The following is a 12,439-nucleotide window of genomic DNA, read 5'->3' on the forward strand; positions in this document are numbered from 1 at the left end:
CCCTTATTCATCCTCAGGATATTCAATCGTTTTTGACCTGACTACTTTATCGTTGATCGTTACTTGATAATACCCTTTTTGCCCGGGCGCAATCCTGAATTTGATCGTCCGCTCTGCCGGCGCCGTGATTTTAAAATTTTCATAGACGTCGGAAATGCTGTGTTCTTCATCATCGATCGAAATTTGGACGTTTTGTTCTTCGCCCTCCGCTCCCGGTTCATAAGGGATATCAATTTTCTCGGTCACCGTTTTGACGGGTTTTTTCTCAGGTCCGAGCGAAAACGTAACCTCGACTTTGTCTCCCGGCTTGACGGATGCCCCCGCCCCCGGCTTTTGTTTGATGACCTGACCTTCCGGCACATCTTCAGAATGCGCCTCCTTTTCGACAAGGACAAGCTGATGGTCGTCCAAATAGCCCGAAGCCGCCTGTTTGCTGTATGTTTTTAAATCCCTTAAAGTAATGGCTTCCGGACCGAGGCTGACCGTTAATTTGATCTCGTCGTCGGCGGCAACGATTTCGGTGCCGGCTGCGGGGTCCTGTTCGATGATGGTACCCGCTTCTTCTTCATGGTGCACTTCTTCTGTCTTGATGTTTTTAAAGCCCTTTTGCTCGAGAAGCTTTTTGGCGGCGTCGACTTTCTGGCCGACCACATCTTCCACTTCTGTTTTCTCTTTGCCTGAGCTTTTATAAAGCTTGACAGTTGAGCCTTCCTTTACGATATCGCCGGCTGCAGGGTCCGTTTTCACGATCAGCCCTTCTTCAATTTTATCGTCGGCAATGTCTTCAGCATTCGGATCCACTTCAAACCCTTCGTCTTCAAGCTTGATGACGGCTTCTTCATACTCAAGGCCTGCTACATCGGGAACGGCTACATCTTTTGGAATAAAGAGCGACGGAAACACCGTCAAAGCCAAGACGGCTGACACAACGAGAACGAAAAACACCGTCAGCAATATAAGCGGCCATTTCTTTCTTTTTTTCTTCTTGTTTGCTTTTGCCTGCTTCTTCTTTTCTTTCTTTGATAACGGAGCCGCTTCCGCTTCTCCGTCGCCGGACTTGTCACCGCTCTTGTCTTCCGGCAGGTTTTTGATGATCGGAACAGCTTTCGTCATCTCATCATCAGCTGGAATCGTGAATCGCTTTTCGTTGAGCCTGTCCGGGTCGAAAGCCGTTTTTAAATCGGATTCCATCTCTTCGGCCGCTTCATAGCGGTGGAATGGATCTTTTGCCATCGCTTTCAGGACGATGTTTTCTATGCTTTGCGGCACAGCCGGGTTCCACCTTTTCACCGACGGCGTTTCTGATTGCAGATGCTTCAGCGCGATGCTGACCGCCGATTCTCCTTCAAACGGCATACGCGCCGTCAGCAGCTCGAAAAGCACGATGCCGAGCGAGTAGATATCGGATTTTTTCGTAGACAATCCGCCTCTCGCCTGTTCGGGCGACAAATAATGGACAGAGCCCAAAACCGAGTTGGTGTGCGTGATGGTCGTCGAACTGAGCGCCATGGCGATGCCGAAATCGGTCACTTTAATGTGGCCCATATGGTCGATCAAAATGTTGTGGGGCTTAATATCCCGGTGAACAATCTGGTTATCATGAGCGTGTGCGATGGCGGATACGATCTGCTCCATGATTTGGACCGCTTCTTTTGGATGAAGCGGGCCTGTTCGGTTTATGTATTCTTTCAGGGTCATCCCCTCGACATACTCCATCACGATATAATAGATGTCATCTTCTTCTCCGACATCATAAATGCTGACGATATTCGGGTGGTCGAGGCTTGCAGCGGACTGCGCTTCCCTTCTGAACCGCCTGATAAAATCGGCATCGTGAACGAAGTCAAACCGCAGCACTTTTATCGCGACTTCACGGTCGAGGATGATGTCCAGCGCTAAATAAACGTTCGCCATCCCCCCGCCGCCGATGGCGCGCAGGATTTCGTAACGTCCGCTGATCCGTCTGCCGATTAACACTTGTCTTCACCTTCTTCTATTTGAGAAGGAAGTTCCAATAGCGCGACGGTGATATTGTCCTCGCCGCCGTTGTCATTGGCCAGCTGAACGAGCTGTTCCGCTTTCTCCTCCGCAGAAGAAAGAGCTGTAAGCATATCCTTCAGTGACTCATCTTCTACTTTATTCGTCAGCCCGTCAGAGCATAATAGAACTTGATCGCCCGGTTCGATTTCAAAAGTATGGGCTTCAACCTTCACTTCCGGATCAGTGCCAAGCGCTTTTGTCAGCACGTTCTTCCGCGGATGGTGTTCGGCATCTTCCTTCGAAATCCCCCCTGTCCGCACGAGTTCATTGACAAGCGAGTGATCTTCCGTCAGCTGTATGAAATGGCCGCCTTGCAGGAGATAGCAGCGGCTGTCTCCGATATGGGCGACTGTCAGCGTTTTTCCCGTGTATAAAGCGCAGACGACCGTTGTTCCCATTCCCTGGCACTCTTCATGCGCCCTCGCATGGTCGAAAAGTTTTTGGTTGACGGCTGAAATCTGCTCTTTCAGCCAAGCTTCGCATTCAGCCGGCGAAGCCGGGACTTCTTCGGTTTCCTCCCAGATATCCCGAAGGGCTGAGACGGCCATCCTGCTGGCAACGTCGCCGGCCAGATGACCTCCCATTCCATCGCAGACAACAGCTAAAACCAGTCCGTTTTTTTCTGTGAAAATGCCGGCATCGTCTTCATTGTGCTGGCGTATTTTTCCCCTGTCCGTTTTTAAGGCTGTTTTCAACCTTGATTCACCTCGTCTCTTCCTGGCGCTCCTTTGCACGAAGCTGTCCGCAGGCAGCGTCAATATCATGGCCTTGCTCTCTTCTGATCGTGACATTTACTCCATGAGACTTTAATGTTTTTTCAAAGGCGAAAATCTGTTCTTTCGGTGTTCTGACATAGTCTCGTTCAGGTACATAGTTGACCGGAATCAAGTTGACGTGGCATTTGATTCCTTTTAGCAATTCAGCCAGCTCTTCCGCGTGTTCAACCTGATCGTTAACACCGCCGAAAAGCCCGTATTCAAACGTAACCCTTCTGCCGGTTTTCTTAATGTAGTAATCGACCGCTTTCATCAGCTCCGGCAGCTTGTAGGCTCTGTTGATCGGCATCAGCCGGCTTCTGATCTCAGTGTTCGGGGCGTGCAGAGAAATCGCAAAGTTGATCTGCAGCTTCTCGTCTGCAAACTCATAGATTTTCGGAATGATCCCGCTCGTTGATACGGTGATATGGCGCGCCCCGATATTCAGCCCTTTATCATGGTTGACGATTTTCAGGAATGCAAGCATTTCCTGAAAATTATCGAACGGCTCGCCGATTCCCATAATGACGATGGAACTGACGCGTTCATCTGTTTCATCAAGCGCCTGCTGCACTTTGACAACCTGGGCGACGATCTCTCCGGCTTCCAGGTTCCGCTTTAAGCCGCCGAGGGTCGACGCGCAAAACGTACAGCCGATTCGGCAGCCCACCTGTGTCGTTACACAAACAGAATTGCCATATTCGTGCCGCATTAATACGGTTTCGATCGTGTAGCCGTCATGAAGCTCAAATAAAAACTTCATCGTTCCATCTTGTGAAGTCTGCTTGACGGCCGTTTTCAGCGTCGTTAATACGAAATGCTCGTTCAACTTTGTCCGCAGCTCTTTTGAAAGGTTTGTCATCTTTTCAAATGACGTGACTCTCTTTTCGTAAAGCCATTCGAATATTTGCGCGGCGCGGAAAGGTTTTTCGCCGTTTTCCGAAAGCCAGCTTTTCAGTTCTTCTATTTCAAAAGAATAGATGGACGGTCTTTCTGTCCGCAATTCTTTTCTTACTTTTTGTTTCGATTCCATTATTGTGATCCCTTCTTTCTCATGCTGCAAATAAAGAAGCCGTCCGTTCCGAAGTAGTGGGGAAGGATTTGAATGCTTCCATCCTTGACATACGGCGCCGCTTTTTCGGGCAGCCGCTCGGCGAGGGTGGGGTCTGCTTCAAATTCATCGTGTTCTTTCAAAAAAGCATGCATGACTTGTTCATTTTCGGTCGGGTCCATTGTGCATGTGCTGTAGACCAATGTCCCGTCTGTTTTCAATAAAGGTGCGATTTCGTTTAAAATCGCCAGCTGAATCCCAGCGAGACGCGCGCTGTCTTCGGGCGTTTTGCTGTATTTGAGATCCGGTTTTCTGCGGATGACACCGAAGCCCGAACACGGAGCGTCGACGAGAATCCGGTCAAACTGCTCCGGTTCGAAGGCTTCGCCGGCTTTTCTGGCATCCAGCGCCCTTGCTTCAATGTTGGAAAGCCCGATCCGGCCTGCCGCTTCTTTGATCAGCTTTACTTTATGCTGATGAAGGTCAAGGGAAATGATCTTTCCCGTATCTTCGAGCAGTTCGCCGATATGAGTGGATTTTCCTCCCGGCGCTGCGCAGGCGTCCAGCACCGTTTCTCCCCGCTCAGGACCGAGGGCTCGCGCTACCAGCATTGAGCTTTCATCTTGTATGGTGACTTCGCCTTCTTTGAAAAAAGGAGTGGACGCAATCGTTCCTTTTTGCAGTTTGACAGCGTCTTCGGACAAGTCGCCTTCTTCCGCCTCAATCCCCGCTTCATTCAGGCGGGAAAGAAGCGTATCCCGGTCGTGTTTCAGCCTGTTGACGCGGATCGTCTGCTTCGGCGGGATCATGTGAATCCGGCAGATTTGTTCTGCCGCTTCGAACCCGTAGGCATCGGTCCATTCCCTGACAAGCCATTCCGGATGGCTTGTCTCAACCGCAAGGCGTTCAACCGGGTCGGCAATATCAGCAAAAGAAGGCACGCCTTCTCTCTGAACAGAGCGCAGAACGCCGTTAACAAATGAAGAAATTCCTTTATGCCCGCGTTTTTTAGCGATTTCAACAGCTTCAAAAAGGGCGGCCCGGTCAGGGATTTTCTCCAGGTATTCCATCTGGTACAGCGACATTCTCAACAGATGGATGACCCAGTCTTTCACTTTTTCCGGTTTTTTAATAAACGGCTTCAGCATATAATCGAGCGCCAGCTTGTTTTGAAGGGTGCCGTAAACGAGTTCTGTCAAAAGGCCTCTGTCTTTGTCGCTTAAATCGTTCGCTTTCATGACAGACTGAAGCAAAAGATTGCTGTATGCCTGATTCTGGTCAAGCTTAATCAGTGCATCAAGCGCGACTTCCCTCACATTATTTTTCATCGCTATGACCCAATTTCATTCCGGCTTGAAGACCCGCTCCCCTGACAAAATCTTCGGCCTTCATTCTTTTTTTGCCCGCAGGCTGCACTTCCGTTAATTTTAACGCGGTGCCATTTCCGGTAGCGACGACAATGCCGTCTTTTTCAACGGAGACGATTTCTCCCGGCTCTGCCTGTTTTAAGGCTTCGCATTTTTTCGCAGCCCATACTTTCAGCGTCTGGCCGCTTAAAACCGTGTATGCGACAGGCCAAGGATTCAAGCCCCTGACTTGGTTGTACAGGACTTCGCCGGGCTTTGACCAGTCGATCAGTTCCTGTTCGCGTTTAATGTTCGGCGCATATGTCGCTTCCCGTTCATCCTGTTTTTCAGGGGTTGCCGAACCGTCAATGACCTTCGGAACCGTTTCGGAAAGAAGCTCAGCCCCGGCCTTGCTCAGCTTGTCGTGGAGCGTGCCGACATTATCGGTTTCTTCGATGTCAACTTCGACTTTGGCAAGCATATCGCCTGCATCCAATTTTTCGACCATGTACATGATCGTCACGCCCGTTTTCTCTTTGCCTTCCAGAATGGCGTAATGGATCGGAGCTCCTCCGCGCAGCTCGGGCAGAAGAGAGGCATGGACATTGATACAGCCGTATTTCGGATAATCGAGGAGCTTTTTCGGCAGGATCTGCCCGAATGCCGCGGTTACAATTAGATCGGGTTCAAGCGCCAAAATCCTGTCCGTCTCCGCATCTTCCCTCACTTTTTCAGGCTGGAGCACGGGAATGCCGCGGCGCAGCGCTTCCTCCTTGACAGGCGGAGGGGTCATCACTTTTTTTCTTCCTTTCGGGCGGTCAGGCTGGGTGACGACACCCACCACCTCATAGCCGTCATCAATCAATGTGCTGAGCACCGGGACGGAAAAATCCGGCGTTCCCATAAAAACGATCCTTGTCATCCAATCATCCTTCCATTTCCTCAAGTTCTTCCGCATCATAATAGCGCGTAACTTTTGATGTGAATAAAATACCGTCCAAATGGTCGATTTCATGCAGCAGCGCCCGCGCCAAAAAGCCTTCAGCTTCAATCGTGAACGGTTTTCCGCGGCGGTCGAACGCCTTGACCTTTACATAATCCGAACGCTTCACTTCACCGTATAGATCGGGAAAGCTCAAACAGCCTTCAGGGCCCGTCTGTTCGCCGCTCTCTTCGATGACCTCCGGGTTGACCAGTTCAATTCTGCCCGTGTCATCGCCGATATCGACGACTGCCGCTCTTTTTAAAACGCCGATTTGCGGGGCGGCAAGCCCGACTCCGTCCAGCTCAAGCATCGTATCATACATATTGTCGAGCAGTTTCTTTAATGATTTATCAAAAGACGCAACGGGTTCGGCAGGGGTTTCAAGAACCTCCGCCGGATACGTTACGATCGGTTTTACTGCCAATCTAGAAGCCCTCCATCACACTGTTATTTTTACATCATCATATATGGATTCATGTCGATCGAAATCATCAATTGCTTTTGTTCAATATCTCGTTTGTAATGATCCATAATGTTTTTAAGCAACGATGTAAGCTGGTTTTCCTGTTTGTATTTTATCACGCATTGATAGCGATATCTATCTTTGATCCTGGCGATCGGCGATGCGACTGGGCCGAGAATCTTCGCCTCGCTTGAAATGTTCTTTTTTAAATAGTTGGCGATTTTTTCAGTCACGAGCGCCGCCTTCGTCACTTCTTCGTGCGATACGCTGACGAGCGCCAAATAATAATAGGGAGGATAGGCCTGTTCCCTTCTGTGCAGCATCTCCTGCCGGAAGAACGTTTCATAATCGTGCGTTTTCGTGAGCTGAATGCTGTAATGGGACGGGGTGTACGTCTGAATGATCACCTTGCCCGGCTTTTCGTGGCGCCCCGCTCTTCCGCTCACCTGTGTCATCAGCTGGAACGTTTTTTCAGCGGCTCTGAAATCGGGGATGTGCAGCATCGTATCCGCGCTCAAAACACCGACGAGCGTGACGTTTTCAAAATCGAGCCCTTTGGCGATCATCTGTGTTCCGAGCAGAATATCGGCTTCACCTTTGCCAAAGGATGTGAGCAGCTTTTCATGCGCTCCTTTTCTCGAGGTTGTATCGACGTCCATGCGGATCACCCTTGCAGCCGGCAGTACCTTCGTCAATTCTTCTTCGACCCGCTGTGTGCCTGTGCCAAAGTAGCGGATATGCTCGCTTCCGCATTCGGGGCAGCTTGACGGCATGCCGGTTTCATAGCCGCAGTAATGGCACTTCAGACGCTGTCCATACCTGTGGTACGTCAACGAGATTTCGCAATGAGGGCACTGGATGACATATCCGCAGTCCCTGCACATGACAAATGAGGAATATCCCCTTTTGTTTAAAAACAGAACGGCCTGCTCTCCTTTTTCAAGGGTTTCCTCAAGTCCGGCCATTAAGTCTTTGGAAAACATCGAGCGGTTTCCGCTGCGCAGTTCCTCCCTCATATCGACGAGAGACACGTCAGGCATGACTTGGTGATTGACGCGGTGCTTGAGGGAAAGAAGCTTGTACACGCCTTTTTTCGCCCTTGCGAACGATTCGAGCGTCGGCGTCGCACTGCCGAGGACGACAGGACAGCGGTGGTATTCGGCCCTTTGAATCGCCGCTTCTTTCGCATGGTATCTCGGCATCTCTTCCTGCTTGTACGATGTTTCGTGCTCTTCATCGATAATAATCATGCCGAGATTTTCAAACGGCGCGAAAATCGCCGAGCGCGCCCCGACGACAAGCCGGACTTCTTTGCGGTGGATTTTCCGCCATTCATCATATTTTTCTCCTGTTGAAAGCCCGCTGTGCAGGACGGCTACCTGTGAGCCAAAGCGGCCTTTAAAGCGGTTGACCATCTGCGGCGTCAGCGAAATTTCCGGAACGAGAACGATCGCTTCTTTGCCGGCTTCCAGCACCTTTTCGATCGATTGCAGATAGACTTCCGTTTTTCCGCTTCCGGTCACTCCGTGAAGAAGAAACACATCGTGCCGCTTGTCTTCGATCGCCTCTGCTATCGCCTCATAGGCCTGCGCCTGCTCTTCAGTCAGCGGAAGCGGTTCGGTTTTTTTGAACATTCTGTCCTGATAAGGATCCCTGTAAACCTCCTCTTCACTTTCCTTTAACAGCCCCTTGTCGATCAGCGCTTTTACGGACGCGGAAGAGCCTCCCGTTTTGCCGATCAGCTCTTTTGCCGGAACAGCGCCGGATTCTTTGCGGTCGATGAAAAACTGAAGGACCGCTTTTTGTTTGACAGCTTGCGGGGAGAGGCTGTCAAGCGCTTCTTTTAAATGTTCTTTCGCACAAAGGGGAGCGATCATTCTCCGCGTTTTTTTGTTTGTTTTCTGCTTTACTTTATAGGCCACTTCAAGGTTGCCCTCTTGAACCTGGCGCTGAATCAGCTTTAATGTCCCATGGTCATCTATATCGGAATAAGAAAGTGTTTCTTTTTGCAAGAACAGGGTTTTAAGCGGTTCGGGAAGCGGCTTATCACCGATCACCTTGATTTCTTTGCCGTATTTTGCTTTCATAGCCGCGGGGAGCATCGCCTGAAGAGCCGTAATTTTAAAAGAAAGTGTTTTTTCTGTCAGCCAATCTGACAGCTCAAGCAGCTCCTCCGTCAAAACGGGCGTCAGATCAAGGATATCCTCGATATCCTTAACCGAACGGCCGGCGAGCTCAGACGATTCTTTCACGCCGGTGACAAATCCCTGAATTTTGCGGGCGCCGAACGGAACAATCACGCGCATCCCTTTTTTAATCATCCCTTTGAATTTGTCAGGAATGCGGTAGTCAAACGGTCTGTCGATATTTTTGGTTGTAACATCGACGATCACTTCAGCGAAATTCATGAGGACGTTCCGCTCCGGCCGGCAAGCTCAGCGGCTTCCTTCAAGACTTCGGCGGCAACCTCCCGTTTTGACATCAGAGGGTGCGCCGTCTTTTTACCGTCTCGGTGAAACACCGTCACGATGTTGGTTTCCGTTCCAAAACCGGCGCCTTCGGCCGTGATATTGTTGGCGACAATCAGATCGAGATTTTTTTTCTCCAGCTTTTGTTTGGCATAGTCTTCGACGTGCTGCGTTTCAGCTGCAAAGCCGACCAAGACTTGCTTTGTTTTCCGTTCTCCCAGCGCTTTTAAAATATCCTTCGTCCGCTCAAGCTCAATGACGAGACCGCCGTCCTTTTTCTTCATTTTTTGATCGTGAATATGCTTTGGCCTGTAATCAGCGACAGCTGCCGTTTTGATGACGATGTCGCTCTCATCGAAAACAGATAAAGCCGCTTGATACATATCTTCTGCAGACTGAACATGAATAACGTCAACTCCTGCGGGATCATCAAGCGATGTCGGGCCGGCAATCAGCGTTACGCACGCTCCCATTTTCGCCGCTTCCTCAGCGAAAGCATAGCCCATTTTCCCTGTCGAACGGTTGGAGAAAAAGCGGACGGGATCGATTTGTTCTCTTGTCGGGCCCGCTGTAATTAAGACACGCTTTCCTTCAAGCAAACCGCTGTTTTCGTTTAAAAAATACGACTCGGCCAACTGGACGATCCGTTCGGGCTCTTCAAGTCTGCCTTTGCCGATATAGCCGCACGCAAGGTAGCCTTCACTCGGCTCGATAAACCGGCAGCCGTCTTTGTAAAGAACGCTGATGTTCCGCTGAACAGCCGGGTGGTCGTACATATGGACGTTCATGGCCGGAGCGATCCAAACCGGCGCAGTCGTCGCTAAAAGCGTCGTCGTCAGCATGTCATCGGCAATGCCTGAAGCGAGTTTTCCGATCACATTGGCCGTTGCCGGAGCAACGATCACAAGATCCGCCCAATCCGCGGCATCGATATGGGCGATGACACGGGGATTCGGTTCTTCGAACGTGTTGGTATATACTTCATTGCGCGAAAGCGCTTGAAAGGTGAGCGGAGACACAAATTCACAGGCGGATTTTGTCATGATGACTTTCACATTGGCTCCTGCCTGTACGAGCTTGCTCGTCAAGGCGGCCGCTTTGTATACTGCGATTCCTCCGCTTACTCCCAGCAGGATGTTGCGATTTTTCAGCATCGTTTTTTCTCCCCCTTATGTTCTGTTTGCCGGCCTGAAAAAAATAACAACCTAGTGTATAGGTTGCTATTTTTAAGGCTATTAGCGATTTTCCTTTTCGAATGTAAGCAGTCCGGCATCAATTTCTTCCAGCGCTTTGCCTACAAATTTATGCGACTTCGGATTTTCGATCTGCGCGTCTTTGTTGATCTGCATTTCGCGGGCGCGTCGGGCCGATACGGTAACGAGCGTGTATTTTGAATCCAGTTTATTCATTAAAGAGTCAATTGACGGATCTAGCATAATTATTCAACCTCCAGCATTTTCTTATATCTTGGAGCAACGCGGTCGCGCCGTAAATGTTCGGCGAGAACGATTGCTTTGATTCTTTCGCACGCAAGCTCAATGCTGTCATTTTCGACAACATAATCGTAGGCGTCCATCAGTTCGATTTCTTCCTTCGCCGCTTTCATCCGGTTTTCGATCAGGGCTTCTGTTTCTGTCCCTCTTGTGACAATCCGGTTTTTCAATTCGGCGAGACTCGGAGGCGCCAAAAAGATAAACAGGCCTTCAGGAAATGCCTTTCTGACTTGCAGCGCACCTTGGACTTCAATTTCGAGAAAAACGTCCCTGCCGCTTTCAAGGGTCTGTTCGACGTAGTCAACGGGTGTTCCGTAATAGTTGCCGACATATTCGGCCCATTCGAGCAGCTTGTTGTTCTCGATCATCTCTTCGAACTCTTCGCGCGTCTTAAAAAAGTAGTCGACACCGTCTCTTTCGCCTTGCCGCGGTTTTCTTGTCGTCACCGAAATCGAATATTCAAATTTTGTGTCCTCCTGAGCAAACAGCGCCTGCCTGACTGTTCCTTTTCCGACGCCGGAAGGGCCGGAGAGAACGATTAATAAACCTCTTTCTTTCATAAAGCTCTTATCCCTGCCCTTCATCCATAATTTCTTCTTTAACGGAAAGCCTTTGTGCTACTGTCTCAGGCTGGACGGCAGATAAGATGATATGGTCACTGTCCATAATGACAACCGCACGGGTTCTTCTTCCATATGTAGCATCTATAAGCATGCCGCGGTCTCTGGCATCCTGGATCATCCGCTTAATAGGCGCGGACTCCGGACTCACAATCGAGATCAGCCGATTCGCGGATATGATATTACCAAAGCCGATATTAATCAGTTTAATCGTCATCCTATACGTTCCCCCTGTACTTGGACGTCTCTAGTTTAACCTGCAGAGAACATCCGTAAACAATACGCACAATCGCTATTCTATATTTTGCACTTGTTCTTTTATTTTTTCAATAGAGCTTTTCATTTCGACCACATGTTTTGTGATCTGGTGATCATTCGCTTTTGAACCGATCGTGTTCGCTTCACGGTTCAGCTCCTGGACGAGGAAGTCGAGCTTTCTCCCCGCGGCCCCGCCCGCTTCGCAAATATCGCGGAACTGGCGGAAATGGCTTTTCAGCCTCGTCACTTCTTCCGTGATATCCGATCGGTCTGCAAACAGTGCGACTTCCGTCAGCAGACGGCTTTCATCGAGACCGTCTGTTGACCATTCTTCAAGGCGCGCCTCAAGGCGTTCCCGATAGTGGCCGACGACCTTGGGAGCAAGCTCTGCAATGTCGTCTGTCAGCTTTTCAAGCCTTTCAATATGCTGAAGGCAGTCATCCTTCAGCCTCAGCCCTTCTGCTTCGCGCATGCTGCATAATTCAAGAACGGCAGCCTCGACCGCTTCAAGAAGGACTTCTTCAAGCTTGTCGTTTTGGATCGGCTCTTCTTCAACTTGGATGACATGGTCAAACTGAAAGGCGTCTTGAAGCGTGATCTCTCCTGAAAGCCGGCAGCGCTCTTTCATTTCGCGCGCGGCTTTCTGGTACTCTTCAAGCAGCGGCCAGTCAACCTGGATTTTCCGGGTGACCAGAGCCTCGTCGTCAACGGACACGAACAGCTCCAGCCGTCCCCTTTGTATATGTTTAAAAATCGTTTGCTTTATTTTGTCTTCTAAATAGAGCAAAGGTCTTGGCATGCGTGCGTTTACTTCTTTAAACCGATAGTTGACAGATTTCAGCTCAACAGCTGCTGTCAGCCCATCCTTCGTTTTGCTCGCGCTGCCGAAACCGGTCATACTCCGTATCATAAAACACACCCAATTCCGTATAAGTGAAAAAGACTTCTTTGATTTAAATT

The 12,439-nt window shown here is 49.9% G+C and carries 12 protein-coding genes; all 12 read right to left on the reverse strand.

Translation table 11 applies throughout. The annotated features are described in order from the left end of the window. Positions 1 to 3: 3 nt before the first annotated feature. Positions 4 to 1,977: a Stk1 family PASTA domain-containing Ser/Thr kinase gene (gene pknB / locus M1E06_RS12860; RefSeq protein WP_020451352.1), complete on the reverse strand. Its 1,974-nt coding sequence runs from the start codon at positions 1,975 to 1,977 to the stop codon at positions 4 to 6. Next, positions 1,971 to 2,735 (reverse strand): Stp1/IreP family PP2C-type Ser/Thr phosphatase, encoded by a 765-nt coding sequence (locus M1E06_RS12865; RefSeq protein ID WP_020451351.1) that lies wholly within the window; start codon positions 2,733 to 2,735, stop codon positions 1,971 to 1,973. Before M1E06_RS12865 ends, pknB begins: the two co-directional genes overlap by 7 nt. A 7-nt stretch (positions 2,736 to 2,742) precedes the next feature. Continuing rightward, positions 2,743 to 3,828, reverse strand: a complete 1,086-nt coding sequence (gene rlmN / locus M1E06_RS12870) for a 23S rRNA (adenine(2503)-C(2))-methyltransferase RlmN (protein ID WP_020451350.1) — start codon at positions 3,826 to 3,828, stop codon at positions 2,743 to 2,745. Then, entirely contained in the window at positions 3,828 to 5,174 is a 1,347-nt protein-coding gene (rsmB, locus tag M1E06_RS12875; RefSeq protein WP_020451349.1) for a 16S rRNA (cytosine(967)-C(5))-methyltransferase RsmB, read from the reverse strand. Before rsmB ends, rlmN begins: the two co-directional genes overlap by 1 nt. Continuing rightward, a complete protein-coding gene (fmt, locus tag M1E06_RS12880; RefSeq protein WP_020451348.1) occupies positions 5,164 to 6,114 on the reverse strand; it encodes a methionyl-tRNA formyltransferase in 951 nt (316 codons plus the stop codon). Before fmt ends, rsmB begins: the two co-directional genes overlap by 11 nt. 4 nt (positions 6,115 to 6,118) lie before the next feature. Beyond that, positions 6,119 to 6,601 (reverse strand): peptide deformylase, encoded by a 483-nt coding sequence (def, locus tag M1E06_RS12885; protein WP_020451347.1) that lies wholly within the window; start codon positions 6,599 to 6,601, stop codon positions 6,119 to 6,121. Between the two features lie 29 nt (positions 6,602 to 6,630). After that, positions 6,631 to 9,048: a primosomal protein N' gene (priA, locus tag M1E06_RS12890; RefSeq protein WP_020451346.1), complete on the reverse strand. Its 2,418-nt coding sequence runs from the start codon at positions 9,046 to 9,048 to the stop codon at positions 6,631 to 6,633. Then, positions 9,045 to 10,262 (reverse strand): bifunctional phosphopantothenoylcysteine decarboxylase/phosphopantothenate--cysteine ligase CoaBC, encoded by a 1,218-nt coding sequence (gene coaBC, locus M1E06_RS12895; protein WP_020451345.1) that lies wholly within the window; start codon positions 10,260 to 10,262, stop codon positions 9,045 to 9,047. Before coaBC ends, priA begins: the two co-directional genes overlap by 4 nt. Positions 10,263 to 10,343: 81 nt before the next feature. Then, positions 10,344 to 10,544 (reverse strand): DNA-directed RNA polymerase subunit omega, encoded by a 201-nt coding sequence (gene rpoZ, locus M1E06_RS12900; protein ID WP_020451344.1) that lies wholly within the window; start codon positions 10,542 to 10,544, stop codon positions 10,344 to 10,346. A gap of 2 nt (positions 10,545 to 10,546) precedes the next feature. Beyond that, positions 10,547 to 11,161 (reverse strand): guanylate kinase, encoded by a 615-nt coding sequence (gene gmk / locus M1E06_RS12905; protein ID WP_003181659.1) that lies wholly within the window; start codon positions 11,159 to 11,161, stop codon positions 10,547 to 10,549. A 7-nt stretch (positions 11,162 to 11,168) separates the two neighbouring features. Beyond that, on the reverse strand, positions 11,169 to 11,438 hold the full coding sequence (gene remA, locus M1E06_RS12910; protein WP_003181657.1) for an extracellular matrix/biofilm regulator RemA: 270 nt from the start codon (positions 11,436 to 11,438) through the stop codon (positions 11,169 to 11,171). A 75-nt stretch (positions 11,439 to 11,513) separates the two neighbouring features. Continuing rightward, positions 11,514 to 12,389: a YicC/YloC family endoribonuclease gene (locus M1E06_RS12915; RefSeq protein WP_023857229.1), complete on the reverse strand. Its 876-nt coding sequence runs from the start codon at positions 12,387 to 12,389 to the stop codon at positions 11,514 to 11,516. Positions 12,390 to 12,439 lie beyond the last annotated feature (50 nt).

The sequence above is a fragment of the Bacillus sp. AK124 genome (assembly GCF_053903085.1).